The sequence below is a fragment of the Mycobacterium sp. 050134 genome, from assembly GCF_036409085.1.
Lineage (GTDB): Bacteria > Actinomycetota > Actinomycetes > Mycobacteriales > Mycobacteriaceae > Mycobacterium.
Map to the genome: position 1 here is coordinate 1 of NZ_JAZGLV010000030.1, position 26,817 is coordinate 26,817.

Annotated in this window: 24 protein-coding genes; 3 read left to right on the plus strand and 21 right to left on the minus strand. The window is 66.0% G+C overall.

Going from position 1 to position 26,817, the window contains the following annotated elements; translation table 11 throughout:
• Positions 1–559: 559 nt before the first annotated feature.
• Genes SKC42_RS25040 through SKC42_RS25055 form a run of 4 tightly spaced genes read right to left on the minus strand, consistent with a single transcriptional unit; the run spans position 560 to position 4,422 of the window.
• Positions 560–1,627, minus strand: coding sequence for a DEAD/DEAH box helicase (locus SKC42_RS25040; protein ID WP_330966936.1), 1,068 nt, complete (start codon positions 1,625–1,627; stop codon positions 560–562).
• A complete protein-coding gene (locus SKC42_RS25045) occupies positions 1,621–2,916 on the minus strand; it encodes a TOTE conflict system archaeo-eukaryotic primase domain-containing protein (RefSeq protein ID WP_330966937.1) in 1,296 nt (431 codons plus the stop codon). The genes SKC42_RS25040 and SKC42_RS25045 overlap by 7 nt, the downstream gene beginning before the upstream one ends.
• A gap of 16 nt (positions 2,917–2,932) precedes the next feature.
• Entirely contained in the window at positions 2,933–3,838 is a 906-nt protein-coding gene (locus tag SKC42_RS25050) for a nucleotidyl transferase AbiEii/AbiGii toxin family protein (RefSeq protein ID WP_330966938.1), read from the minus strand.
• Positions 3,835–4,422 (minus strand): type IV toxin-antitoxin system AbiEi family antitoxin domain-containing protein, encoded by a 588-nt coding sequence (locus SKC42_RS25055; RefSeq protein ID WP_442932258.1) that lies wholly within the window; start codon positions 4,420–4,422, stop codon positions 3,835–3,837. The genes SKC42_RS25050 and SKC42_RS25055 overlap by 4 nt, the downstream gene beginning before the upstream one ends.
• A gap of 471 nt (positions 4,423–4,893) precedes the next feature.
• Between SKC42_RS25055 and SKC42_RS25060 the strand changes: the two genes are divergently transcribed.
• Positions 4,894–5,211, plus strand: a complete 318-nt coding sequence (locus SKC42_RS25060) for a transposase (protein WP_330966940.1) — start codon at positions 4,894–4,896, stop codon at positions 5,209–5,211.
• Positions 5,208–6,107 carry an IS3 family transposase gene (locus SKC42_RS25065; protein ID WP_330966941.1) on the plus strand — a complete coding sequence of 300 codons (900 nt, stop codon included), beginning with the start codon at positions 5,208–5,210 and terminating at the stop codon, positions 6,105–6,107. Before SKC42_RS25060 ends, SKC42_RS25065 begins: the two co-directional genes overlap by 4 nt.
• 415 nt (positions 6,108–6,522) lie before the next feature.
• Here SKC42_RS25065 and SKC42_RS25070 read toward each other — a convergent pair whose 3' ends face one another.
• The 4 genes from SKC42_RS25070 to SKC42_RS25085 form a co-directional block, all read right to left on the minus strand.
• Positions 6,523–6,786: a hypothetical protein gene (locus SKC42_RS25070; protein WP_330966942.1), complete on the minus strand. Its 264-nt coding sequence runs from the start codon at positions 6,784–6,786 to the stop codon at positions 6,523–6,525.
• Positions 6,787–7,327: 541 nt separating this feature from the next.
• Entirely contained in the window at positions 7,328–7,726 is a 399-nt protein-coding gene (locus SKC42_RS25075; RefSeq protein WP_330966943.1) for a type II toxin-antitoxin system VapC family toxin, read from the minus strand.
• Complete coding sequence (locus SKC42_RS25080; RefSeq protein ID WP_330966944.1) at positions 7,723–7,902, minus strand: hypothetical protein; 180 nt, start codon at positions 7,900–7,902, stop codon at positions 7,723–7,725. Before SKC42_RS25080 ends, SKC42_RS25075 begins: the two co-directional genes overlap by 4 nt.
• Before the next feature lie 411 nt (positions 7,903–8,313).
• The gene (locus SKC42_RS25085; RefSeq protein WP_330966945.1) at positions 8,314–8,526 is read right to left on the minus strand and encodes a hypothetical protein; all 213 of its coding nucleotides are present in this window, start codon (positions 8,524–8,526) and stop codon (positions 8,314–8,316) included.
• Between the two features lie 109 nt (positions 8,527–8,635).
• On the opposite strand from SKC42_RS25085, the gene SKC42_RS25090 reads away from it, so the two are divergent.
• The gene (locus SKC42_RS25090) at positions 8,636–9,490 is read left to right on the plus strand and encodes an AfsR/SARP family transcriptional regulator (RefSeq protein WP_330966946.1); all 855 of its coding nucleotides are present in this window, start codon (positions 8,636–8,638) and stop codon (positions 9,488–9,490) included.
• Between the two features lie 20 nt (positions 9,491–9,510).
• Here SKC42_RS25090 and SKC42_RS25095 read toward each other — a convergent pair whose 3' ends face one another.
• From SKC42_RS25095 to SKC42_RS25155, 13 genes are read right to left on the minus strand one after another with little or no spacing between them, the layout of a single operon-like run.
• Positions 9,511–12,552, minus strand: a complete 3,042-nt coding sequence (locus SKC42_RS25095) for a DUF6519 domain-containing protein (protein ID WP_330966947.1) — start codon at positions 12,550–12,552, stop codon at positions 9,511–9,513.
• The gene (locus SKC42_RS25100) at positions 12,537–15,089 is read right to left on the minus strand and encodes a phage tail protein (protein ID WP_330966948.1); all 2,553 of its coding nucleotides are present in this window, start codon (positions 15,087–15,089) and stop codon (positions 12,537–12,539) included. The genes SKC42_RS25095 and SKC42_RS25100 overlap by 16 nt, the downstream gene beginning before the upstream one ends.
• Positions 15,086–17,635 carry a hypothetical protein gene (locus SKC42_RS25105; protein WP_330966949.1) on the minus strand — a complete coding sequence of 850 codons (2,550 nt, stop codon included), beginning with the start codon at positions 17,633–17,635 and terminating at the stop codon, positions 15,086–15,088. Before SKC42_RS25105 ends, SKC42_RS25100 begins: the two co-directional genes overlap by 4 nt.
• Positions 17,632–20,031 carry a baseplate J/gp47 family protein gene (locus SKC42_RS25110; protein ID WP_330966950.1) on the minus strand — a complete coding sequence of 800 codons (2,400 nt, stop codon included), beginning with the start codon at positions 20,029–20,031 and terminating at the stop codon, positions 17,632–17,634. The genes SKC42_RS25105 and SKC42_RS25110 overlap by 4 nt, the downstream gene beginning before the upstream one ends.
• Positions 20,028–20,426, minus strand: a complete 399-nt coding sequence (locus SKC42_RS25115) for a GPW/gp25 family protein (RefSeq protein ID WP_330966951.1) — start codon at positions 20,424–20,426, stop codon at positions 20,028–20,030. The genes SKC42_RS25110 and SKC42_RS25115 overlap by 4 nt, the downstream gene beginning before the upstream one ends.
• Positions 20,423–20,755: a hypothetical protein gene (locus SKC42_RS25120; RefSeq protein ID WP_330966952.1), complete on the minus strand. Its 333-nt coding sequence runs from the start codon at positions 20,753–20,755 to the stop codon at positions 20,423–20,425. The genes SKC42_RS25115 and SKC42_RS25120 overlap by 4 nt, the downstream gene beginning before the upstream one ends.
• Entirely contained in the window at positions 20,755–21,264 is a 510-nt protein-coding gene (locus tag SKC42_RS25125; protein WP_330966953.1) for a phage baseplate assembly protein V, read from the minus strand. The genes SKC42_RS25120 and SKC42_RS25125 overlap by 1 nt, the downstream gene beginning before the upstream one ends.
• Complete coding sequence (locus SKC42_RS25130; RefSeq protein WP_330966954.1) at positions 21,261–22,349, minus strand: phage late control D family protein; 1,089 nt, start codon at positions 22,347–22,349, stop codon at positions 21,261–21,263. The genes SKC42_RS25125 and SKC42_RS25130 overlap by 4 nt, the downstream gene beginning before the upstream one ends.
• 6 nt (positions 22,350–22,355) lie before the next feature.
• Positions 22,356–22,637, minus strand: coding sequence for a hypothetical protein (locus SKC42_RS25135; RefSeq protein WP_330966955.1), 282 nt, complete (start codon positions 22,635–22,637; stop codon positions 22,356–22,358).
• A gap of 9 nt (positions 22,638–22,646) precedes the next feature.
• Positions 22,647–23,351, minus strand: coding sequence for a hypothetical protein (locus tag SKC42_RS25140; protein WP_330966956.1), 705 nt, complete (start codon positions 23,349–23,351; stop codon positions 22,647–22,649).
• Positions 23,348–23,629 carry a hypothetical protein gene (locus SKC42_RS25145; protein ID WP_330966957.1) on the minus strand — a complete coding sequence of 94 codons (282 nt, stop codon included), beginning with the start codon at positions 23,627–23,629 and terminating at the stop codon, positions 23,348–23,350. Before SKC42_RS25145 ends, SKC42_RS25140 begins: the two co-directional genes overlap by 4 nt.
• Entirely contained in the window at positions 23,626–25,524 is a 1,899-nt protein-coding gene (locus tag SKC42_RS25150; RefSeq protein WP_330966958.1) for an ATP-binding protein, read from the minus strand. The genes SKC42_RS25145 and SKC42_RS25150 overlap by 4 nt, the downstream gene beginning before the upstream one ends.
• Positions 25,525–26,817: a DUF4255 domain-containing protein gene (locus SKC42_RS25155; RefSeq protein WP_330966959.1), complete on the minus strand. Its 1,293-nt coding sequence runs from the start codon at positions 26,815–26,817 to the stop codon at positions 25,525–25,527.

A 26,817-nucleotide genomic window follows, 5' to 3' on the forward strand; every position in this document is an offset into this window, starting at 1 on the left:
GGACACGCCCCAGGGTTGGGGAATTACGTGACGGCAGGTGAGGAATTACGTGACGGACAACCCCTCAGACCTGGGGAAATACGTGACCGCTGACACCGGCGAGCTATCCCAAGTCGGCGAAAGGTTCTGTTTGCTGTGTTGGGAACGGATTTGGGAACAGAACTCGACGGCACCGCATCGAACAGATGTGACGTGGCGACACACGCTAGACGGCCAAACCACCGTGACCTGGAACGATGAGACGAGGTGCCCCAGGTGAAACCGCGAACGGTTGACAAACGGTTAGCTCATAACCCAGAGGTCGCAGGTTCGAATCCTGTCCCCGCTACTAGCGGAAATGGCCCCAGAGTGCGATCTCTGGGGCCATTTTCATACCCGGTGGACACGTGTTTGGCCACGTCAGCCTTTGCTGGTCTATCCGGATCAATCACGATCTCGCTGCTAGGGCCGGACTTAGCTGAGTAATTAGTTGATGGACGAGTGTTGCTAGATCGGCTCGAAAATCCGCGAAAACGCGACATCGACCGAAACCTCCTGTCGGCTGGCTGGCCGGCGACGCCTATCGGAGCAGCGTTCTGGGTTCGGGGAAGCCCAGTTTGGTGTAGCCGGGCGCGCGCTTTCGCAGCGAAGAGGCGATCACCGGAGTGAGTTCGTCGTGGTAATCGTGCACGGTTGCGGTGGTCTTGGCGACGTACGGCCGGGTGATGCGCCCGACGTATTGGACGAGCCGGTTCTTGAAAGTGATTGGGGCGGCCAAAAACAGCGTGTCCAGGGCCGGGCAGTCGAATCCCTCGCCAATGAATGAGCTGGTGCCGACGATCAGCAAGGGCTCGTCGTCGGAGGTGTGGTTGGCGAGTTGTTCGGAAATCTCGCGGCGTTGGCGCGCATTCATCTGGCCGCTCAGAACTACGACATCCTTGCCGGCGTTTCGGAGTCGTTCGGCTATGAGGTTGAGGTGGTCGACCCATGTGGTGAGGACGAGGATGTTGGCGCCGTCGGCGTGAGCGGAGAGGACGTCGGCGATGATCTGCTCAAGCCGGGCTCCGTCGGCAATAAGGGCTCGGTAGATCTCGGCCATCCCGCCTGGCGCACTGGGATCGGCTTGCCCAGTGTAGCGGAACTGGGTGGGATGGACGTATAAGACGGGGTGCGGTGCGAGCAGGTCGGCACCTGCCGAGGGGAGTTGGCCCGCGGTAGGCGCTTCGAGTGTGACGTGGTGTGATCCGAGTTGATGGTAAATGAGGTCTTCAAGCCCGTCGCGACGTTCAGGTGTGGCAGTGAGCCCGAGCCAGTACTTTGCGGGTATTCGATTGAGGACGTGGAAGAACGCGCTAGCGGCGATGTGGTGGCATTCGTCGACGACGACGAAACCGTAACCGGCGGTGAGAGCTTCGATGTTGTCGCGGCGCGCCAGGGTGGGTAGCAATGCAATGTCGATGATGCCGGTGGTTTTGGATCGCCCGCCGCCGATCTGTCCGCACTTGAATCCGAGATGCTTCTGTAAGCGGTCACGCCACTGGTCGGCCAGTGCTTTGCGGTCGACCAGGATGAGGGCCGAGGTGGCGCGTGAAGCGATGGCGGCGCAGGCAATCACCGTCTTGCCCAAGCCAGGAGGCGCGATCAGCACGCTGGTGTCCCCTCAATCAATCGCGGGACTGCGTCGGCCTGTTCGGACCTGAGCTCGGTTGAGCAGATGAATTCGTGACGGTCGCCGATGGCGCGTTTGTCATCAATGTGCAACGTACTTCCCGCGGACTCGACCAAGTCTGTCAGCAGCCCGTAGAGGCCACGAGGCAGCACAAGATCGCCCTCGACTGTCTCGTCGTAGCTGTGCAGGAAGCGCGGAGTATCCCAGGTGCTGCGTCGAGCGCGCTGGCGAGCATCAAACTCGGGATTGCGAATGGAGGCTGCGTGCTTGACGGCCGCGATCATGGCTGGACCAAGATCGCTGGCGGTCAGAGTGATTCGAGATCTGAAGGTTGCCCGGATGATCGCTGCCGGCCTCGGCACGATCTTGGACGAGGTGGGCAACTGCAACCGGCGCACGCGATGGCCGAACAATGGACCGGGCAGAGCGCGAACCAGCGTGGTCACATCCTTGTGTGAGAGGCGCGCAATGCTTGACAGGTAGGCCCATTGGTCGTCGAAGGGTTCCAGCGTGGCGGGGTCGAGGAACAGCGTTGTGCCGTGCTGTCGGCGTTTGCCGTTGAGGGGGGCGGCAATGAGGTTCCCCATGCCGCGGCCGGTATGGACGTCTTGGGAGGGAAATAGTCGGTCGTAGCTGCTGAGGTGCATGCTGCCGCGAAGTTGGAAAGCCTCGCCGAGCAGGCTGGTCGCGATGCTGCGGGCTGTGGCCGCCGACGTCGCCTGTGCGAAAAAGATCCACACATGTGCGCCTCGCCCCGACTGCGATACTTCCAAGGCGGCCGGAACATCATGAGCTCGTGCGGCTTTCATATAAGCCAGCGCATCCAGCATCGCGGCTTCTTTGTCGAAGTCAGCCGCGACCCACCAGCAGGTGTCATCGTCCCCAAGCGGATATAGGCCGATATGAACCTCCCCGCGCAGGTGCTGGTCGACGACGTCCGGAGTCAGTGGAAGATACGGTGCGTCGGCGCGGTTCATGCCCTTGCGCCAGTAACCGCGGATGGCCGGCATCCAACCGGATCGGCCGTCGCGGCGGTTCTCCCATCGCAGCGCGTAAACGTCGGAGCGACAACGAAACAGATCGAGGAAGAAGCGGACCTTAGCTTCGGGCACCGACCTCATATTGACCGGTGACTCCGGCGCGCCAGAGAGCGTGGCTTGATCCGGATCCGCCGCGCGCGCCTGCTCTTCGCTGAGTTTCAACAGGCGACGCAAGCGCGCATTGTCGGCGCGCAACGTCTCCAACTCGCCCGGGAACCGCTCCTCCACGACCACAGTGTGCCGCTCAGTCACTCCATAATCGCGTCGAACCGTCCCACGTTGTTGTCGGCGTTGCCGCGTCGGTGAGTCGATCGGCGAAGGCGAGGACCGCCTGCACTACGGTGGCGAAGTCCTGTGGCAGCGCAGCGCCATCGGGTCCGAGGCTGGCCCGGTAGGCGTCGTACGAACGTTGCCTCAACTCGATAAGGTCTCCGATCACCGACGACAGCGCGACGACATTAGTGCCGCGGTAGCTGGCCGTCGCGATCAGCGCGCAGCGAGCGGCCGAATGCGAGATATCTCGGTCGCCGGTGAGGGTGTAGATGTCGGCGTAGTCGCGCACGCGAGTGTTCGCTGGCCCGAGACTTATTGCGGTGGTGATCTTCTCGGCCAACACGGTCTCGAGCGGATAACCGAGGATTCGAATCGGCGGATGATCCGGCAGCAGCGCAGGTAGGTCGATTTGTTGAGGTGCGGGAGTGACCGGGTCGCCGAAATTGACGTCTAGACGTAGCTTGATGACCGCAGACGCGATTGCGCAGTCCATCGCGACGCGCACTCCCGAGTACAGGTCCTCGTCGCGGATCACGCGTGATGTCACAGTGTGAGTGCGGTATTCGACTCCGTCGTCGGGTATTGATTGCTCGGCGATGGCGACGATTCGTGCGAGGACCGTCGCTTCGTCGTTGGCGAAGTTGCGCGCCAACGCATCAACGTCGGCGGTCGGTCGGCGTGCGTCGAACGCCGCCAAGAGAATTCCGCCTTTGAGCACGAACTGCTCGGTGTATGGCGACAGTGCCAGTCGCGCAAGCCACCGCTCGACCACGTAAAGGGTGAGCAACTCTTGGGTAGGACGGCCCTCGGCACGGGCACGGCGCTGCAGATCCAGGTAGGCGCGCCCAGCTGCAGTACTGCGCGTCGGACGGCTCATTCCGCAGTGGCCACGTCGAGCGCACGGCGGACCGGTCCGGCCACATCAAACATCGATGCCAGGTGGAGCAACTTCGCTGGGGCCGCGTCACGTCGGCGCAGGTACCGTTGCAGCGCGGCGAGTGCCAGCGACTCGCCAAACCGATGCCGCAGTCGCATCAGATCGATGACCGTCCGAGCAGGAGTGTAGATGCGTACCCACTCTCCCGGCGCCGCCTCCAGCCGTGAAAGCTCAACTTCGAAAGTATCGGCAGCAAAGCGAAATACCTCGGTCGGTGGATATGCGATCCGCGGTGGGCGGCGCCCCATGGGCACGGCAATCTGCACCGCGGGCGGGAGCTCGTCGCTCAGTTCGTGAACCGCCGCGGCCGACCGACAACAAACGATCGCCACCGGGGATCGGTACGCAACGGCCAGCAGATCCGGTTCACTGGCCAGCGGCGCGTCGGCACGTCGAAAAACCCCACGTGACAGTTCGACGACGTCACCACTGTCACGCAAGGCGTACAGCACTCGTGGGTGCATACCACGAGCCAGGGCGGTCGCGGTCGTGAATGTATCGGGCAGTCCCTGAAGCCCTGACATGGATAAAAGTGTTACACGAACCAATGTTGGGTGCAACACTTTTATCCACAGGCTGAGGTTCGGTAACGCGCCTGATGCGGCGGGGCAAACAGTACTTTTCGCTCCAGAGGTTTGGCCACGGATTTGGACACAGAACACGGCGGAATGAATGCGAACATGTGGGACGGGGCGAGACAGGGTAGACGGTTACACCTTGCTGACCTGCAGCTATGAGACCTAACGCTACAGCCAAGAACGTGACCGGTTAGCTCATAACCCAGAGGTCGCAGGTTCGAATCCTGTCCCCGCTACCAGGTGAAATGGCCCCCGGAGATCTCTCCGGGGGCCATTTTCATGCCCGATGGGAACACGTTTGGGAACATTAACGGCGGTAACGAGTAGATCGCTGGCTGGATTATGTGTGTGAGCCTCCCCAGTTTCAGTGGACACCTGAGATAGCGGGACATGGGGTTCTGCTGGGAGGATGTGGGTATGTCCAGGACTCGTCGGTCGTTTACGGCGGAGTTCAAGGTGGAGGCCGCTCGGCGGGTGATCGATAGCGGCCGGTCGGTTGCCGAGGTCGGCCGGGAGTTGAATCTGCATGAAAATCTGTTGCGAAAATGGGTTGCTGCAGAACGTATCCGGGATGGTGCTGCTGGCGGCGCACGCACAGTGCCGCCGGATGGGGACCTGTCGGCGGGCGAGCGGGCCGAGCTGACCCGGCTGCGCGCGGAGGTGGCCGACAAGGACCGTGACATCGCGTTCCTGAAAAAAGTATCGGCGTACTTTGCAGCACAGCAACACAGGTGAGTCGTTTCGAGCTCATCGCTGCGGAGTGCGCCGACCACGATGTATCGAATCTTGCACAGCTGCTCGGTGTTTCACGGTCGGGTTTCTATGCGTGGGCAGCTCGGCAACGCCGTACCGAGCTGTCGCTGCGTGAGCAGCGGCGCCGAGACCTGGAGGTGAAGATCCTCGCGCACTGGCAAGCATCCAAGCGCACGTACGGGTCGCCGCGGATCACCGCTGATCTGCACGCCGCGGGCGTCGCGGTCTCGGAGAACACCGTCGCGGCGATCATGGCGGAAATGGGCATCGAGGGCATCAGTCCCCGCACGTTCAAGGTCAAGACCACGGTGGTGGACCCGACGGCGTCGTTCCCGCCGGATCGGGTCGGCCGCGCCTTCGACCGGGGCCGCGCGGACGCTGTCTGGACGTCGGACATCACCTATTTGACCTGCGGCGAAGGGCACGCCTACCTGTGCGCGATCCGCGACGAGCACTCGCGGCGGGTGCTGGGCTGGTCGCTGGCCGATCACATGCGCGCCGAGCTGGTCGAGTCGGCTGTTGACGCTGCGGTGTTCACTCGTGGCGGTGGGGTGTCCGGCACGATCCTGCATGCGGATAGAGGCAGTCAAGGTGAATTCACCAGCCATGACATGGCCCAGGCATGCTCTCAGCATGGCTTGCTGCGCTCCATGGGCGCGACCGGGATCTGCTGGGACAACGCGGGTGCCGAGTCGTTGTGGTCGACCGTCAAGCACGAATACTACAAACGTCACGCCTTCGCCACATACGCGAATCTTACAGCGGGACTTGATAATTACATCAGATTCTACAACCATGAAAGGCGACACAGCTCGCTCGGGATGATCTCACCCATCGACTTCGAGATCGCCTCACAAGCACGTCAGCAATCAAGCTAACCGTGTCCACTTTTTCTGGGGAACCTCAGATGTCTAAGTCCTTCACCCACGCGAGTGCTTCCCAGCTCATACTGACGCCCCGGAAAAAGACGGCTTAACAGAACCCGTTTCAGCGGGCTGTGCCGTGCGGCGATCCGTCTCGCGTCGTTCCATGGGTAAACGTTAACCACGGCTAACGGCGCTGCGCGACGGTCACGCGAATTTCGTTTGATCGAATCTCCCTGCAGCGCATGTGATTACCGATGATTCGCGTAGCGCAGTGAAACATCGCGAACGCCATGCATCGCAACGGCATTACCTTGTTGCGATGCGTACGTCGATGAATGGCGGTGGATCGGTGCGCCGACTGTGCTAGGCGCAGGCGATTTCACCCTCGGCTACAACATTGACTCAGATCGCGTCAACGAGCGCGACTCTAGCCATCGATGAGTCGCGCCCGTCTGAGGGAAGACAGCAAGCGCTGAGCCGCCCGGAGCGTTGGGGCGTGTGCGGCGGTACTAAGCCGTCCGGCATCCGCTTCGGCGGTCAGCGCTTCCAACACGGCGCGGCATGCGCGGGGCGATCCCAGCACGATCTGCGCGGCCTCGGCCGGGCTAGATTGAGCCTGTGTTGTCTCGATCCGGACGCGTTCCACGATCCGGTCGACGGGCTTCTCGACGACCTCGACTCGCACGGCCACGGCGCCGTTCCTCGCCGCGCGTCGTTCGTCATAAGCCGCTGGTCGGCACCGTTGTGAGCACCACACCGATGGGCGTCCGCGCTGCGGCGGCCAGGTCTTGCTCGGCATCTCTGCGCCGCATCGCAGACAGCGTTTAGTTGGCATGAGAAAGATAATAAGGACAACCTCATTAATTAGATACCGACGAAATTGTATTGACGATGCCTGACCTGAGTGCAAGAGGTCTGATGTTCGGTGATGCAGTGAAGTTAGTGCATCTAAGGACCGGTTTCTCGTGCGGCTCGCCATTCGCTGGCTATGCGTGCACGGCGGGCCGAAACTACGTCATCTGGGTACCTCGGGGACGGCGTCGCGGGTCGGCCAATAGGTGCCCGATTATCGGGTGAGGAGGCCTGCAGCTTGACGATGCGGTTGGTTGGCTCGAAACGAACCGCATAGGCGCATGGCGGGCTGGCACTCGCGCGGCAGTCGGTGGTGTCGTTGATGTGCTCGATGACCTTGTCGAGTCTTCGGCGGTCAAGCGGACCGGGCAGCCTAGACGTTAGGGGAGGCGCAGCACCCGGACTGGTAGGCCGGGAGCGTTGGCTAATCGGCCATCGTCAGAAAGCAGGTCGGCACCAATGTGCCTGGCAAGCGCCACGTACACCGCGTCAGCGAATGTCACGTTTGCCCGCAACCGCCACGCGTCGGCGAACAACCCGCGTACCTCGGTGACGCGCAAGGGCCAGCCCGTCAGCGCGTCGATGGCATGATTGATCTGCGCGGGTGTCAGGATTCGGTTCAAGTCCCATCTTCGCAGCACCGCTCCACACTCCACGAAGAACAGTTCCGGCACCCATGGCACCGCGTCGGCCGGCAACAGCGCTCGCAGAGCTCGCCCGCGAAGCGTATCGGCGGCCAGCTCGACGCCAGCGGAGGCATCGATGACGACCGGGTTCACACCTCGCCAGCGGTGCGCGCGTCGGCGAGGGTGTCAGCTGCCCGCACCCCTGGATCAATCGGTTCCCCGGCCTGACGACGATCAAGCCATGCGACGAAAGACTCCGGCGTGATCTCCTCATGGGGGTTAAGGACGACCACGGCGGGGTCGGACGGGATATCGGGGAAGCCAGCCACGATCTCCAGTCTATCGACCTGCACGAACCTGCACGAATGTGGCGACAGTCTGTAGGCGAATATCTGGGCACTCTCTCGGAACAGAATGCGTCGGGCGCACTTGATTAATAATCCCGGTTATCCATGACTGTGATCTCGTAGTCGTGCGTTGCCGTGTGGTGTCGCTGAGGCTCATCGAGCCGTCGGCGGCGACGTAGCGGGCAAGCTCGAGAGGGTGATCATCCACCACTTGCCGTGGCCGGTAACGTCGAGCTTGTCGGCGGTCGCGGGGCTTCTGTGGACTCGCCGCAACGGCGACGAAGAGCACGTGTCATTTGACAGAACGTCGGCGTTGGCTCGGACCGTCGATACGCAAAACGGGGCCGCCTGATACTCGAAGATCTCGGACTGCTCCACAAAGTGTCCTCCAGCTCAGCCCGTCATCCAAGTGTCGAGCTCGTGCAGAATTTCGGCGATCTTTTCGCACGCGGAGTCGGCATCCGAGAATGCCCATTCTCGCGGAGGTGTTGAATCGACCGGGGCAGCAAGAATCCGTACCACGAGCTGACCGAGATTCCTCCATGCCCGCACCACGATAATCCGGCTGCTATTGCTGGCCACCTGCCCAGTCTCGGTGAGCCCCATAGCGATCATCGTCAACACTTGATTGGCGTTGACGAAGTGTTGACGCCTACCGAATACACGGTGTTTCATAGTTTTTGGGCTGAGTCACTAGCGTCGAGAAGGGTGCGCGGTGAGGTCAAGCGACGTTGCCCGGTGTCCTGAAGAATATCCGCAGCTGTCGCTGTTCGGCGGATTCTCGCTTCGAATCGGTGGCGATGCCGTCACCCTCCCGCGCCATGCCCGCCGCGTATTGGCCTTCTTGTCGCTGGACAAGATCGTCGAACGCGACTGCGACCGCGGGGTCCTGGCCGAAAGGCTTTGGACCGATGCACCGGTGCCGCGAGCCCGCGCGAGTCTGCGAACAGCGTTGTGGCGAATCAGGCAAGCAAGTCCCGCGTTAGTCTGCGATTCGGCTGACCGCATAGCACTGGGCAACGACGTGCAGGTGGATGTCCACCGACTGCGCGCTGAAGCCGAGCAGTTACTGTGCGGTTATATCCGTCCAAATCACGCGTCCTTGGCCTCGGGCTGCGCTGTCCTATTGCCGGGATGGGATGAGGAATGGCTGCTGCTCGCCCGCGAGCAGTTGCGACAGTTGCGTCTTCATGCGCTAGAAGCGACGGGTCGACGGCTGATCCAATCAGGGCACTACCAGGCGGCAATTGATGTGATGCTGGGGGTTGTCGCTGAAGAGCCGCTGCGCGAATCGGCGCAGAGCGTGCTCATCGAAGCCCATATCGGCGACGGCAACATGTCCGAAGCCCGTCGGCAATTCGACATCTTCGCTGCCATGTTGTGGCGTGAACTTCGACTACACGCGTCCGCTGAGCTTCGCTGCAAGGTTGGCTTGACGCCCACCGCCGCGGCCCCCGGACCGGCACCCGAGCGCAGGGACATCACGGCTCCTCCGTTGCGGGCGCACGGTTTTGACACACGACCAGTCACGCAGCCCGTACCGCGTCGCCCGCAGGCGTGGCGCACCTAAGCGTGACTTTGCTCAGCCGATCAGCTGATGGCGTTGAGTGGCCACCAGCTCGTCAGCGGCTGCGCGGACTGAGGTCTGTTCGGCAATAACGCATTGCCGGTGACGACATTGCCGACAATAGCCACCCGCTCGACGCGTCCCCGCGCTGGACCGACCTGACCCACAGCCAGGGCAAACGTTGACGTTGGCTCGGTGGAGGCGGGCTCGCTGACGACCGTGTTGCCATTGATGGTCCCTGCTGCGCCGCCGAAAACACCCGCGGCCAAGGTGCCGCGGCTGATCAGCCGGTTGTTGTCGACTGCAACCGCCGACACGGCGGGATCGCTTCTGTGTACCGACAGAACGGTGAAAACCGCCGACGCCGTCGGGTTAACGTCGGAAGGACCACAGGCAACCGAATTGCGCTCGATGCGCACCGAGGTGGCAACCCGCGGCTCGAATCCGACCAGGCGGGCAATGTCGGCGAGCCCGGCTGCCGCGACGGCAAGGTTGCGGTCGCCGACGATTGCCGCAGCAGAATCGACCGTTGCGGTGCTGACCCGTTGCGCGGCGGCCTGCTGCACGTCGGACGCCGAGGCTGTGGGGTGTGCGGCCGCGAGCCGTTCATCAAACTTGGCCATGTACGAGACTTGAGCCTGAGCCGATTGTTCTCGCAGGGCCGCCAGGTCGGCGGTGTTCAGGCGCGCCACGCCGCTGAGTTCGACACCATCCGGCGGAGGGAGCGGATAGACCTGCGTGCTCACTGCCAACCGCAGCAGAACGGGGTCGAGCATGCCGCGGGCTAGGACATGTTGGGTCTGCTGGACAGCGTCGCTGATGCTGGAGGCGACTTGGCGCGCCCCAAAGTTGATGTTCGCGAACGCTTCCGCATCGACGATCCACACCCCGCAGTAACAGTCGTCGATGACGTTCTCCCTGACGTCAATTTGACCAAGCATGGCGATCACCCCGACGGCGACCGTCATGCCGACAAACCTGTTGCCCGCGATCAGCGCGTCGTCGAGTTGCGAGGACAACAGGCCGCTGGATCCCGGCACCTCCCAAAATCCCCCCAAGACAGCGGGTCCATCCGCGGCGTCGCCCGCCGCGGATTCCAGCAAGAATTGGTTACCGGTCACCCGCAACCCGCTGATCGCGCCGACAGCGAAAAGCGCGGCGCCCAACGCCATTGGCCCCGCCACTTCATCCGGCCGCCCAGCGTCGGCGCCGAACTGAAACACGCAGTCATCGATCTCGACTCCGGTGCAGTTGATCATGACCACAGCAAAGGAAGTGACGAGATTGACGTTCAACACTGTACTGATCGCGCGCTGGGCCTCGGCAGTCAGCGGGGCGGCGCGTGTCTGGGCCGGTGCACGGGTCAACGGCGCCTGCGCCACATCGAATTCGAAGCCGGTGATCCTCACATCGTTGATCGCAACCAACTGCACCATGCCCAGGCCGAATGCGGCCTCGTGTCCGGCCGCGACGGCCAGCACGGCGGCATTGTTGCACCCGCGCAGCGTGAGGTTGGAGTGTTTGGCGGTCAGCCGCAACGGCTTTGTCAGCTGGTAGCGACCGGGCTGGAAACACACAATGAGGCGCCCGTCGGGGCTGGCGGGACGCCCGCCCGCGGCGGCATCGAGGAGATCCTGCAGGTTACCGGCATCAGACGGGTGGACGTCAAGGGTGCAGCAGTCCGCACATTGTGCATCGATGAGCGGCTTGAACGGGTGGCGACAGTCGGCGACGAGGAAATCCGTTGCCGTCCAGTCGACGATGGCCAGCGGACACACCCATTGCCGGGGGCCGTCCGGCGGCTGCGGGTCGTTGAGGTAGCGGTCCGGATAGACGACGGTGGGCGTGGCCGGGCGCACCGCGATACACCAGTAGTCATCGACGTGCAGTGCGTGCCCACCGGACGAGGTGATGGTGATTTGTAGGCCGGTGTCGTTGTGCGTGGCAGGATCCGTCAGGGTGATGGGCTGGTTGACCGCGGCGCCTTGTATCCACTGCTGCCAGATCCGCAGATAGAGCCGGGGGTTAATTTTGTCGTCGGTGTAGTCCGGTCCCAGCCCGGTCGGGAATTGGACCTGCACGGTCTTGGTGTCGGGGTTGTAGTCGGCGCTGACGGTTCCGGGGACCCCGCCCAGTGCGGCGGCATAGCCTTCGGTCGTCGCGCCGGCGGTGTTGAGTGCGGCGGCGGCGCGCAGCGCTTGCACGGCCTGGCCTTGGCGGGGACGGTGATTGTCGTCGACGGGGGCCCGGTCCAAAGTCAGCACCACCGGTTCGGTCCCAGGCTGGGCGCTGACCCGGTACAGAAAGGAGGCGTCGTCATATCCCCACAGGAAATCCACTGTGCCATTGGCGGAGTCGACCCCGGTGATCTGCACCCGGATGCATTGATTCTCGGCGCCGAGGTAGCCGCCGGTGCTGGAGGGTTCGCAGGGGTTGGGGTGCTCGGTATCGGGTAGCCAGGTCGCCTTCAGCCGTGATTGCGACTTCAGCTCCAGCGTTTCGGGGTGGAGCTTGAGCCCGCTCTCAGCCCACGTGGTGACGTCTTTGGCGAGCGCCGCGGCGCAATCGGCGACGTCATCGGCGTCCAACCGCATGACGCGTTGCAGCAGTCGAGTACGCGCGGCGCCGTCCGGCCCGCCCACGGCGACCTCGTAAAGGGCGGGATCCTCAACGGCGGTGACGTCGGTGTCCTGCACCCATAACACGACATGTTCGCGGCCCGGACGTACCGGGTCCTCGGTTTGTAGGTGCTTGTTGTCGATCCAGTCGGGTTGGCTGGCGGTATCCATAGCGGCGTGCAGATGTACGCGCCATCCGCCCACATACATCGTGCCCTTGCCGATGGTGAGGTCGAATCCGGCGCCACTGCCCTTGCCGACCGCGTAGCCGTTGTCCGGGGTGCCGGCCGGACCGACGATGTCGATGATCTCTTTGCGACGCTCCTCGGTGTCGATGATGCGCTGTTCGTTCTGTTCGGCCTCCAGGCTCACCCGGCCCTGCTGGGCCACGACGCCGCGGTAGAGGCGCTCGGGGTCGAAGGACAACCGTGCTATGTCTGTGGCCATGGTCTGCCTCTCATCAGTTCACCGTCGGGGTCCGCTCCGGGGAGGTGGATCAGCACGGGGCTTAGTCCGACCGGAAGGAATTCCTGCAGTTTGATCAGCAGCGAACGATCTTTAAGTGCCGCGTTGTCTCGGCAGAACACACCCATCTGCGAGCCGTCGTGGCTGCCGGTGAGCAGGCTGGGCGGTCCCGCGGTGTTGGCGTCGAGGATTGCGGCGTCTGCGCCGTCGTCCAGTTGCGCGTATCCCCATTCGCCAAAGCGGCGGCTGACCATGATGGGGGCGTCCGGCGCGATTTGCACGGACTCGTACGGGCGTGGCAGGGCGCTGTCGGTGCACCATGCCGAAAACCGCACACAGCCGTCCTGCGCGTTCTGCACGCGGGCGACATCATCAAGGATCGTTTCGCTGCAGTGCAGCCGATGCAGGTAGGCCTGGCCGAGCACGCTACAGCGGGTCAGTTCGACAAGGCCGGCGTCGGTGGCGATCGCGGCGTCGGCCAGGGCGAGCGGGTAGGCCTCGGCGAGCAGCTGCCGGTTGAGCGCCCGCAGCGCCGGGCTGGTAGGGCTGGACGCCACCGCGGCCCGCGCGGCCTGGCGGGTGGACTCGCGCAGGGACCGGTCAGCGAAACGCGCGTCGGTGTAGATCAGCGGGCCGTCGATGATGTTCTGCAGCGCCGCCACAACCGCCTGCGCGGCGGCGTCGCTCACCGAGGTGTGATCGGTGTGGGCGCTGATCATCTCGGCCGCTGCCTGGTCGACCTGGACGAGTTGGCCCGCCAACCAGGTTGACAACGCATCACGCTGATGGGCCAGCGCGCTGAATACGGCGTCCGCGTCGCGCAGCTGCGTCAGCTGCCCGGGTTGCTCAACCGGCAGGCCTTGCACGACCGAGTCAGCGATCGCGAGCGTCTCAATGACACCTCCGGTGCGGGTGCGGATCGGGCCGGTGATGCAGCGCTCCACGATCAGCGACTGCACCGTGCCTTCGACCCACACGGTGACCGGTGACAGCGGGCGCCCGTCCACACTGATGTCCCAGGGCTGCGCGGACGTGAGCAGCGACGCACCCGACCCTGGGTCAAGCGTGCAACATGACAACGTCACGTCGGAAAATGTGCCGCGCAACACCACATCTGCGCCGCTGACCAGTAGCGCCTCGAGCCGCAGGGTTCCGTTGGTGCCGGTGAAGATCCACTGCGTTCCCGGATCGGTACGGATGACCGCGCGCTGTTCGTCGGCCGCCCGGATCACCACATTCCGGATCGCGGCGGGCGGATTGCTGATCGTCGTGAGGGTGCGACCGTCGGTGATTTCGACCGTGCCCGAATCACCCAGGGCGCCAAGCGCATCGGCCAAACCTTTGGCTGATCCGCCGGGGATGGCGGTGATTGGCGGCGGGGCGACGGGGGGCGGCAGCCCGGGCTGGCGGCGATCGTAGGGGCCGGCGCCTATAAGGGAAAACAGCCCGTAGTGATAGCCGACCTCGACCTCGGCAGGTGCGTCGGGCAGCAGATGTAGCCGGCCCACCTCGGGCCAGACCTGCACGCGGTCGACCGGCACCACTTGATCGGACCCCGGTGCGGTGGCCCACAGCGATGTCCCCCACAGCGCGGTGGCGCCAGGGTCGGGGTATTGGGTTGGCCCGTCCGGCGCGGTGATCGCCTGCCACAGGGCATCGGTCAGCGGCATCGGCACCTGCCAGAGGAGTACCGGCAGCCAGTTGTCGCCGTAGGCGCGGTCGCCCCCGCCGCGCGAGGCCGCGGTGAACAGCGGGATCTGTCGGCCGGTCGGGTCGAACGCGAAGTACCCATCGCAGCCTGAAACCGGCACCGGAGTGCCCCGCGTAACCGCGATCGGCACGCTGCGCCACAGAAAGAACCCGACCTTGGGGATGCCGTACCAGCCGAGGTTGCCGCGGCCATAGCGCACGTCGACCCGGTGTGCGTATTCATCGAACGCGCTGCCCGTCAGCTCGGCGCCGAGCGGGACGCGCAGATCGGCCCAGCCACCCGCGGGTGTGCCGGTCAGCAGTCCGGTGAGTTGTTCGAGGCGCTGCAGGGTCAGCGCGGTGACCGGTTCGGGTGCCGACGCCGGGCGCCCGATCGGGGGGTCGAGGTTGTGTCGGTGGCGGGCGAGCCGGCGGAAGAACTCGATCACCCGTGTCTCGTAGCCGGTCACGTCGTGGGCGAGCTGTTCGAGCATTGCGACGGTGCCTTTGCGCCGCCGGTAGGAGATGGTGTTGGCGACGTCGAGGCGCTGAGCGCGCTGGTCCATGGCCGGCACCAGGTTGGTGGCCAGCAGCTGGGCGACATAGGGGATGACCCAGCTGTCGCAGGTTTCGATCGATTGGTCTTCCCAGAGCCGGTCGATGCTGCGCCGGATCACCGCCATGGAGGCGCCGATCCGGTCGAGGAGCTCACGCAACGGCCCGTCACGATCCAGGGTGGTCGCGTCGGCAGCGCGGTAGACCGCGGGAACCAGCGACCACAGCTTGTCGGCGTAGCGGGCCTCGTAGCCGTCCTGAACCGCGTCGGTCACAGCATCAACCCCTTGGGGAGCTCAAATATGTTGTGCAGGAACAAGACCGGCAGTTCTGAAAGCGCCAGCTGGCGCAGCGTGAAGAAGCCTCCTGGGCCCGGGCGAAAGCGTGGTCCGCGCGAGGTCTGGTTCCCCGCGGCGGTGGACCAGCTCATCACCAGATCGTCGATGCCGAGTACGCCCGGTACCGCGGTCACGACCTCCTCAATGCGGCTGCGGTACAGCGCCTGCCCGAGGGCAAGTACCCCGGGCGCGAAGAGGCTGTCGGTGACCGCGGCGCGGATCGCCTCGCGCACCGCGTCGGGCACATACGACGGGTCGATCCGGGGGATCACGGTCAGCACGGTGTCGCACTGGACGGCGGGCAGCACCACCAGCCGACGGTTGGGGTCGGCCTGCGCCCGCAGCGCGATGGCGGCGCTTTCGACCGCGGTCGCGTCGTCGCCGACGTAGACCCGCACGGCGGGGCGTTGCTCGGTCGGATCCCACTCCCAGGCCGCGGCGGCCCGGGTGACACCGGGCGCGGCGGCCGCGACCGCGGCGTAGTCATCGCCGGAGATGGCGCGCCCGAACGTCAGCACGGTCTGTGGTGCCAGGGCGCGGATGCGGTCGGCCGGGTCCGGGTCACAGCCGCCGCCGGGCGCCACCGGGTTGCGCACCGCGCGCAGGTTGGGCACCGCGGTGAGTACCTGCGTCAGGCTGCCGGCCGGAGGGACGGCGGCACCGGATCCGGTCCGATAGGTCGCCACGATGCGCGCGCCGCTCGGCAGGCGCCGCCCGGCCTGGCCGTCGCCGGTGCGCACGTGTGTGCTGCCGCTGTCGTCGTTGTAGGTTTCGAAGACGGTTTCCTGGGGCCCGTGGCCGTAGAGGGTGGGCACCTCGGTCCAGTACCTGTCGTCCACGGACACGGTCAGCGCACAGGAGTAGCCGTCGGCGGACCGTCCCGGATAATCGGCCAAGAAGGTCACCGGTTTTTTCGACAGGGTGAAGTCCTGCCCGGGTTGGCTGGCGTCGCCGCTGCCCAGCAGCTCGTTGCGGACGGTGGCTCCACGGGTGACGGTGATCAAGTCCCACAGCATGCGCAGCGGCGCCACCAATGTCGTGTCGGTCCCGCTGATCGCCACGTCGGTCGAATTGCTGGCCGCGACGGCTCTGACCGCTACGCCGGCGCCGTTGGCGTCTTCGAGCAGCGCTGCTGTGGGGGCGCCGGCAGCTGCGGCGGGCTTGGCGGCCAGCGTCAGCGTGCCGGGCAGCGCGCTCAGGGTCTGCACGGGTGTGTTGAGCAGGGTGCCGACGTCGTGCCAGCCGCCGTACACGGTGACGGTGGTGGTGTTGTCGTTGGTGACGCCGAAGTGGGTCAAGTCGTTGCCCGCGACCGCGTCGACGGTCAATCGGCTGAGGACGATCGGGACACCGGGTGGGTTTGCGTTGGCCGGGAAGGTGCCCGGATGGGTCGAGTCGGGAGCATTGGCGTACCACAGCACCTCGGCGTAGCCGCTCAGCTGCACAAGATCAAAGCCGGCGCCCGGGCTGGGGCCGGTGCCCGCGCCGGGGGTCTGGACCAGCAGTGGGTCGCCGGTCTTGAGATAGCGCGCCGGACCGTCGAGCACGATCGTATTGGCGGGCGCGTTGGTGGCAGGGTCGGTGACCGACGTGATCACGGTGGCCGTCGGCGGCAGTGTCGACAAATGCGCGGCCCGGGTGGCGTAGGCAAGCCGGTAGGTGGAGGCGTCCGCACCGCCGGGCAGCTTTCCAGCGCCGTCCAGCAGGACACGGGTGTTCTTGCGGCCGTGGGGATCTGGTTCGGATACCAATCCGCTGACCTGAACCACCGCCGCCAATGGGGGGGTGTGCGAACTCGTCCAGTCCTTGGGGATCAAGAGCAGCCGATCACCCACCGAGATCGACGTCGGAATGCCCTTCACCAAGACCCCGCCGCGCGCGATCAGCTGTTGGTGCGGTGCGACCTGCGCGGCGCCGGGCTCGGTGGTCGGTGGGCCATTCAGCGGTGCGGGCGTGGACAGATCATCGGGAGCCGGTCTGGGAACACTGGTCGGTTGGGTGAACGTGGTCGCCTGGGTGGTTTCGAAGGTTTGCGATTCGACCGCGGGGGTGGCCTTGGAGGCCACCGCCAGGCCGCTGGGGATGATCAACGGACCGGGCGTCGAGGCGATCACCGCGAGCGTGCCGACGGCGCCGATGCCCGGACGGGGCCGGTAGCCCAGCAGGCTGACCAGATGCGCGACGCTGGAGTCGAGTTGGGCGGTGCCCAGATAGTCCTCGTTGGCGATGCGTTCGTTGTAGAAGGTCAGGACGTCGGCGATGTAGGCCCACCAGTCGATCAGCTGAAGTCCCAGATCGCTGCGGGCGGTGGGTCTCCAAGCGGCCAAATCTGTTTCGCCGTCCAGGGACTGCAGCAGCGCGCGCCGGAACGTGGCGAACGTGCCGACCCGGTAGGCCAGTTGGGTCAGTCCGCTGGGGTTTGTGATCGGAAACCTTGTCGGCAGTTCTCCGCAGGCCGTCGGGCAGCCGCACGAGCAGGTCATTTGCCGCCCTCCACAACGACACGCAGCGACCCTCGGTCGGGGTGGCTGAGATCCTGGTCGCAGCGCAGGATTTCATCAGCGCCGACGCTAACCACCTGCGGCATCGGCAGGTAGCGGACAGTGTGTCCGCGGCGACGGTAGTCGACCGCCAACACCCCGTCGACGCCGTGTCCATGCTGGGCGGCTGCTTCCAGCTCGCTGCGCAACAGTGGGGTGCCGAACTGGAATTGCCCCGACGCCCAGAACCCGGGTCGGCCGTCACAGCGCGGGCCGGTACCGAGCTGCTCGAGCACCGCCGACTCGACCTCGGCGCGAAATGCCCACGGTTGCGCGCAGACGAACACGACGACATCGAGGGCCACGTAGCGCGGGTCTGGGGTGTAGACCTCATAGCCGGCCAGGCGCCGCCGGCCCAGCAACTGGTCCAGCGCAACGAATTGGCTGAGGCCGGCCTGTTCGGCGTCGCGCGGCTGAGCGGTGGTGAACACCGTTGTCCAACTGCCCGTCCAGCGCATCACGGTGCCCGCATCGAGCACCCAGGAAAGCTCGTCGGCGACCCGGTTGTAATCCTCGGGACGCACCGCGCGCAGCGGATGAACGCGGAAAGCGTGCGGTGCGTTGGCTCGCACCTGGGCGATCGGCTCCTCGTCGGCGCCGCCCGCGGCGGGAAACGGGTTGGTCACCGCAGTCAGAACACCCGCGGACGAGGGCGGCACCGCGGTGATCGAGTCGGCGGCGACGTTGCCCGCCTGCCCGGCGGTCACCCGGTAGGTGACCGCGAAACGCGCCCCGGCGGGCGGGCGATTACCGAACGGGCCGGTGCCGAAGCGCACCGAATCCGCTGCGTCGCCGTCATATTCGAACCAGGGCAGTCCGTGACTGCGATCGGCGCGGATGTCGCTGTAGGCCAGCGGTTCCACGGTGTAGGCGTTCTCGAACTGGTCGGCGTCCAGCAGCGAGCCACGCCAGCGCCAAACCTGGGCAATGCCTCCGGTTTCGGTGGGCTCCTGGGTGACGCACACCTCCGGCGTGATGGAAGTGTCGTCGCGTTGCAGCCAGGACAGCCGGCCCTGGGTGAGGGTGTGCAGGTGATAGGGCAGCGGGTCGCCGCAGCCGGCGTCGGGGCCGCTGCGGGCCACGGCCGCTTTGGCCGCGTCGGCGCTCGACGGGTCGGGGTCGATGACGAAGTCTTCGCTGTAGCGGCGTCCCTCAACAGCATTGATGAGGTTTCCGGCCAAAACGGTATTGGTTAGGTCGTGTTCGGCGGTCAGTGACTCGGTGGCGGCCCAGCCCAGATGGGTGATCGGTGTGTCGCCGAGCAGCTTGTCGGTTTCTTCGATCGCATTGGTCAGATGCACGACTTCGCGGGTGGGTGGGTCGGCCGGGTTGGCCGCCGCGGTGTCGATGAGCAGCGCGATGCCCGTGGTGCCCAGTTGCGGGTCACCCGTCGGGAAGTCGTAGCCGTGGCCGTGCACCCACATTTCGGTCGCGCCGACGGGCAGACAGGTGTGCGAGTCGTCCCAGATGTAGGGGCGGATGCCGCGATTCCAGCGCGGGTCGACCGGCAAGGTGCCGCCGGCCAGTGCGCCGGTGTCGGGGTCGAGGAGTCCGTCGCCCAGCTCGAAGGACAGCGCGCCGTCGTCGGGCAGTGGCGCCTGAACGGTGATCAATGCCGGGATGTTTGCCGCGCTCACGTCAATCTGCATGAGCACCCGCGCGGAGGTGGCCGGGCGGGGCTCGTAGTCGACCAGGCGCGCGTGGCGGATCACCGAGCTGCGCTGGGTGGCGGTGGCCAACGTGGCCTCGTTGGCGATGCGGTCCTGCAGATAACTCAGGTCATCGCCCGCGGCCGAAAGCAACTCGACCAGCATGATGCCAAGATCGGGTTCGTCGCGTTCGACCCATTCGGGATAGGCGCTCGCCGAGTAGTCCAGCAGGGCCGCGCGGAAGCTGGTGAAGTCCTTGGCCAGATAGTCAATTGCCGGCCCACTGCCGGGGGCCCGTCCGCACGGCTCGACGGGAGCGCAGTCCAAGTCGGTGGGGCAGCCGGCTTTGAACGAGAACCGCACCGACGCGTAGAAGGAGTCCAGCACGGTGCTGTCGATGTGCAGGAGGTAGCGGGAGAAGTCACCGGGGAACGGGGTGTGCAGGTCCAAGGTGGGGCGCCCGTCGTCGTCGACGGCCCAGTCCGCGCCGGCGATCGGGGCTACGGGCACCGACACCACCGACTCGCCGCCGTTGATCGTCACCGGGTCGTTGGCGGCCAGGGTGCCTTGCACCGGCACGGTATTGAGGAAGTGCACCCGCAGCGAGGTCTGGTCGGCCGAGGTGACCTCCACGAAGTCGATACCGTTGAGTGTCGAGGAGGCGATCAGCGTCCCGAGGCGGTCGCTCATGTCAGGCTCACCGTGACTTCGGCGGCCGACGGTGTCTGCGTCTCGATGAGCGTGTAGTTGACGGTGACCCGGAGCGCCCCCTCATCGAGGCCACTGGCCGGGTCCGTGGCCCCGCAGACGACGGTGACCTCACCGAGTGAAACCTGGTCGCCCAGCCACCTGGTGATGGCCTGTTGCACCTGCAGGCGCACCGTGGCCGTCAGCGCGTCGCTCTGTGGTGCGAAGACGAGTTTGCGGAGCCCACAACCGAATTCGGGCAGACACACCCGCTCACCCGGGCTGGTCAACAGCAGCTGGCGGATGAGCTGGTCGACGTGTGACGGGTAGCCGGCGCGCGCGACTTGGCGCGAGGCGGCGTCAATGCGCAGCGGATAGGCGTAATCGTGGCGGATCACAGCCCGCTCACCTTCGGCTGCGTGTCCTCAATGAGCACCGGGCCCTGCACGGCCCCGTCGGCGGCCACGCACAGCCCGACGCTGTCGGTGCTCAGCGGTGCATCCCCGTCGGCGGCGCCGCGCAGCACGAAAAGGACCCACTGGACCTGGGTGCAGGGATGCGGTCCGACACCGGGAATGGTGAACGCACATGCGGAGATTGGGAAGGTGTCGCTGGCCACCACGATCGGCGCGCCGCCTAACGAGATCGTCGAGTTCGCCGGGACCGGGCTGATCGTGCCGCCGTGCGGGCACATTAGCGTGCTGTTCGCGGTGAGGTACTCGCCCATCAGGTCACCGTGAACGCGTCGTCGTTGATTGAGACCGCGCCGTCGGCCACCGCGACCGACATCTGGCCGCGGGTGGTGGTCACCCCGCTGCCGTCGAATGCGACGGCACCGCCGTTGGAGTCGCTGAGGGTGACCGCGTCGGCATCGTCGTCGAAGAGCAGCTGGTGTGGAGCGCCGGTGACGATGCCGCGGGTCGTGGGCGCGGCCTCGGCCGGCAGTTCGCCCGCGCGCCAATAACATCCCGTCCAGATGGGAAGTGACACGTCGCCGCCCTCGAACTCGATCCATACCGCCGCACCCGGCGACGGAACGAAGAAGAACCCGACGGCCGGACCGGCGTAGGGGACACAGGGCAGGCACCATCCGGTCGGTGTGGTGCCCAGCACCGCCGGCACCGCGGCTTTGATGCGCAACGTGGGCGCGTCCACGTCGGTGACGATGCCGCGGTACTTGCCGAAGAACCGGTTCTGCAGCCGATCGGCGAGCTCGAACAGCAGATCCTCGTTCACGGCGCCGCCCCCATCGCGTTGCGGACCAGCACGAAGGCCATCGAGTGCGCCTGGGCGCTGATGGTGTGGCGCACGCTCCACACCAAGTAAGAGCCCGACAGCAGCGACCCGCAGCCCGCGACGTCCACCACCGCGCCCACCCGCAGTACCTGCTTGAGCACCGCCGCGTCGGCGGTGCCCTCACATTTGACGAACCAGTCGGACTCGCGCAGCAGCCCGCGGGCGCGCGCGGGCAACTCGGCGGTGTCGGCAGCCGCGGTGAGGATGACGGTCTTGGTTTGGCCGGTGAAGGCCTGCAGGCCTTGGGCGTCGAGGGGATTGAGTCCCGAATCGGCGGTGTCGGCGCTGACGCCGTCCTGGTCGGCATCGGTCAGGCTGGCCTGGCGGGCGGCCACCGCCGAGGGGCGAGAGGCGTCCCAGGAGAAGTCCAACGACGGAACGCTGGCCTTGGCCGGGTCATTGACGTCGATGGTGAGCGCCGGGTCGGCGCTGAGATCGGGCGCGGCGAAGTAGCCGGTGCGCTGTCCTGGGGTGTCGGTGCAGGCGACGCGGAACCACCGTCCGCTGCGCCGCGCCAGCCGGCGCAGGAAGTCGGCGTCGGAGCCGCGCTGCATCAGGGTGTGCTCGTCGTCGGTGTGCGACGGGGCGGCTTCGGTGCTGTTGTCGTTGGCGGGAACGCAACCGTAGTTCTGGAAGATCTGGTTGGCCACATCGACATCGGACAGCCCAGACCATTCCTTGACCGTCTCGGTCAGTCCCATCATCACGGTGGCGTCCTGACCCCATACATCGAGCGTCGCGCCGGTCAGTGCGGTGGGCATATGCACTTTCTGGGTCAGCACGTAGCCGTCGAAGATGCACTGCTGGTCGCCGCCGTCGGGGGTGACGACCACGGCGATGTTCGCGTAAGGCCCGATGCGGCCATCACCCACCCAGGTGGGTTCGCCGTTGTCGGCGGCCACCGGCAGCTGCAGCGAGATCGCGCCGGGCAGGTCGGCGTTCTCTTCGATTTCCAGTCGGCCGACCAGGTCGTAGAACGGTTGATCGGCCGGGGTGCCGTTGAACAGTAGTTGGTAGGCGGTCACCGCCGCTCACCGCCCGGCGCCTGGCGGCGGGATGCCGATGAGACTGTGGGACCCCAGCGCGTCGGGAACCATGGCGTCATTGGCGTTGCACAGCAGCCACGCCTGGGTCGCGTCCTTGACGAATCGGTAGGCGATCACGTCGAGGTGTTCTTCCTCACCGCGCCGGTAGAAACCGATCGGTTTGGGCGTCGAGGGTGCCGGAATACGGGTGACGGTCACGATCGAGCCGTCGGCCAGCGTCACCTGGTAGGTGCCTGTGTTGGCGTAGCGGCTGTTTGAGGTGAACATCGGGGTGCCTTAGACCGGCAGCATTCCGACGATGGACTCGACGGCGTTAACCAGGTTGGCCACCGCCAGTGCCTGACGCAGACCGTTGGTGTAGTCAGCGGCGGTCCTGGCCACCCCGGCCAGCGTCTCGGTGTCGTGTTTGAGGTCGTCGCTGGTCAGCACCTTCAGGGTGATCTGCACCTCGGCTTTGGTGGGGTTGAGCAGTTCGTCGTAGAGCTTTTCGTGGATCGTCAGCGCGGTCACCCGCACCGGCACGATCCGGCCGGGCCCCCAAACGAACAGCACGATATTGAGGACGTGGGCCGGAATAGACCGGGGAGGTGGGCCGCCACCACCGATGCCCAGGGCCCCGCCGATCGCTGCGGTGACCGTGCCGAGCAGGCCGTCGGTGGTGGCATCGGCGGGATACAGCAGCATCTCCAGCGCCGCGATGCGTGAGTACACGCCGCTGATCTCGGCCAGCCCCGCGCTGACGGAGCCGTCGGCGATCGAATCGGCGGCATCCAGCGACATGGTGAACGAAAAGGATTCCCCCGGGTTGCCGTTGACGGCCAACGGATTTGACGTGGTCTGGTTCGGGCCGGCCGCGGGCGCGTCGGGCTGAGTCCAGGTGTGCGTCATCGTCTCGGGGTTGTACTGAAACACGATGACGTTGGGGATGGGGATGAGGGGGGTGGGCATGAATTCCACGAGCGCCCCACGCAGATACGTCATTGGGCACCCTCCACGCGCAGGGCCTCTTCGATGGCATGCGCCACGACGTCGGCGATCTGCTGGACCGGTTTTCCGGTCTGCTCGGGGATCGTCACCGTGACGTGATCGGCGGCCCGCAGCGGCACCCGCCCCAGTGCCAGGCCGACGAGCTGGGCCAGGCGCCGGGCATCGGCTTCTGAGAGGGCCCCGAGATGCAGGCTCAACCGCCCGATCGACACTTTCTGCGCCGCGGCACCGGTCCTGGGTGAGGTCGTCGGCAAGGCTGCAGGTGTGGTCATTGGCCCACCGCCATGGGGTCTTCGACGCGCAGCACCGCTCCGCGTTTGGCCATTTCCCGCCGCGCCGCTTCCAGCACGAACGACACGGTGATCAGCTCATCGGATCGGCGTGCATCGAACGCGGCGGCCAAGGCGATCGCCTTGATCTCGGCGCCGGTGAGGTCCAGCGACGACGCCAGCCACTCATGATCGAGGTCGGCGGTGATCGGCTCACCCGTGGACGTGTGCGCCGGCAACGCCAGCTGCCACAGCCGCAGCCGCTCCGCGAGTGTGGGGGCGACGAAGTCGACGATGGTGCGCAGCCGCCGCAAAAACCCCGCGTCCAGATCGCTTTTGCGGTTGGTGGCCAGGATGCCCACCCCGCGGAAAGTGTCCAAACGCTGCAGCAGGAAGTCGATTTCGATGTTGGCGAACCGGTCGTGCGCGTCGCGCACCTTGGTGCGCTGGCCGAACAGGGCGTCGGCTTCGTCGAAGAACACCAGCACGTGGCTGCGTTCGGCTTCCTCGAACACCGCCGCGAGCTGCTTTTCGGTCTCGCCGATGTACTTGCTGACCACCGTGGCCAGATCGACGCGGAACAAGTCCAGGTCCAGTGTGCGCGCCAGCACCTGAGCCGCCATCGTCTTGCCGGTGCCGCTGGGGCCGGCGAACAGCGCCGTCACCCCGGCGGTCATGGGCACCAGCCTGCGGAATTCCCAGCGGTCCAAGACATCTCGGCGAAACAGCACCTGATCACACAGTCGGCGCAGCGCGGCCTCGACGTGCGGGGGCACGACCAAATCGTCCCAGTCGTAGGGCAAGGCAAGCGGCGACATCGATGGGGAAGTTCCGCGGCGGACCCGGTTGCGGATCACTCGTGCTGCGATCACGGGACCTGCCGCTGCGGCCGCCGCGCCGCTGTGCACATCGGCCGGGGTGAGATCCCAGTCGGTCAGCAGTGCCGGCGCCGGGCGGGGGGTGGCCGCCGTCCACAACCGCTCGCGCTGGTCGACCCGGATCGGCGGCATCGCCCAGGTGAGTCGCACCGCGCCGTCGCTGGGGGCGGCGGGTGCGGCGGTGCGGGCGGCCAAGACCAGCCCGCCGCCAGGGTTGGCGGGTGCGGGATGGTCGCCGTCGATGACCCACAGCGGCACGGCGTCCAGCAGGCGCGCCGTGCGCAGACCGCGCATCCCGGAGTCGGGGTCAATCAGCGCGACCCGGCGCCCGAGCGCATCGGCCAGCTGGGTCAGCAGGGTGCGTCGTCCCGATCCGCTCGGCCCGACCAGTTCGACCTGGCAGGCGGTTGAATCGAGAGTCTTTGCCGCGGAGTGCATTTCGGCAAGAAGCGCGGGGTGTAGGCACTCAAGCCCGGATATGTCCAGCACCGATGCGTCGGCGCGCACGTCGCGCCAGTCGTCGCGCCCGGCGAGGAAGGCCGCGACATCGGAGTCGATACCCCATGGGGTGGTTGACTGCCATCCCTCGGCGGGCCCGGCGAGCTCCCAGCGCACCATCTGCGATGCCGGTCCGGGCTGGTATCCCAGCGGCCAGTTCCACAGGTGTGCGGCCAGGGCGGGGGAGGGGGGGATCGGGGAGGCGGTGTCATCGATGTAGCCCATCACCCGGGTGAGGCGGGGGTTGAGCTCGCAGGCCGCCAGCAAGGCCAGCCACTGCACCTCGGGTGCGGGCAGGCCAAGCGCTTCGGTCAGTCGCACCCAGCGGTGATCGGCGGCGATCGCGGCGTCGGCGTCCTCGGCGGCCTCGCGCACCGCTGGGGCCCACCCCGGATCGTCGGCCGCGACGATCTCATCGATGATGTCGTGAACGCTGCCGGGGCTGGGTCGCGCCTCCCAGCGTTCCCGCAGGGCGATCACGTGAGCGCCTACCAGGCGGTGCATTGCGGGGAGCCAGCCCATCTACACCACCGCCCACAGTGCCGGATCGGCCTCCACGTCGCCGGCGCGCAGTCCGATCTGGTGCTGTCCCGGCGGGGTGCCGGCCGGCGCGGTGAAGGTGATCTGCGACCCGCCGCTGCATTGCCAGTGCCCGGGCCCGGGTGCCGCGCCGTCGCCGATGCGGGTGAGCTGCTCGCTGCCCACCCGCAGTGCCGCACCGGCCTCGGGCACGTTGCGCACATCCATGGTGTAGATCTGGTTGCCGTCGTGGTTGAGCAGCGGCCCCCCGGCCGGGTTGATCCACGGAGCAACATACAGTGGCACCGAATTCGACCGGAATCCCGGCACCGACGGACGGGTGATGAGCAGTTCGTAGCGTCCCGGCCCCACCGCGGCGCCCTCGGGTGCGCGCAGCAAGAACGGCACCCCGTTGGCCGGTGGTGCCGGGTATGGCGGGGTGATCGGTTGCTTCCACGTCGAGGTGACGTCGGTCTCGGTCGGGTTGCCGGCGGTGTCGAATGACACCAGCAGCACGTGGTCGCTGTCTTGGACACCGAACCCGTCCAGCGACACCACCTGGCCGCCAACACCGTTCGGCGCCGGCGCAGCGGCGGCTGGGCATTGCTGAAAGGTCACCGTCGACGACGGCGCGGTGTAGGTCACCGCGCGGCGGGTGGCGAACAGATGCGGCAGCGACGCGTCGCTGCTCGGGGCCGATGGTGTCGCCGCCAGACCGATGTCGGTGACCCCGGGCTCGTCGGCGGGTGGAGCGTCGGCGGGAGTCAGGAACGCGACGCTGACCCGGTATTGGGCGGTGGTGCGCAGCGGGATCGCCAGGGCCTGCCAAAGTCGGCTCATTTCGTCGAATGTTGTTGCTTCCAGCACCAACGCTGCTTGGCTGGGCGTCACCGGGTTCCGACCGGGTGTGGGTGTGTTCAGGGTGAATGTCGCGTTTTGGTGCAGTGCCTCCATCGCGATGCTGAGCACCAGTTGTTCTTGGGTATAGCTGAGCTTCGACTGCGCCGAGAGCATGTACCACAAATCCAGCGACAGCGGTTCGAACGCGACGGGCTGCTTGCCGCCGCGCTGAGAGGCTTGTGTCCAGAACTGGTTGGCCAGGTACTTATCGGAGCCGATATGGAAGAGATAAAGGTTGAGTTCGCAGTCGTGTCCGCCGCCGTTGGGTGTCTCGGGATGTTGGCCGGTGACGTTCAGCGAAAACGGCGGACCGGCCTGGCCGTACAGCGGGCTGGCGGCCAGTGCGTCGTTGATGATCTTGAGCAGCGCGTCGGTGACGATCGTCAAGTCCTGCAT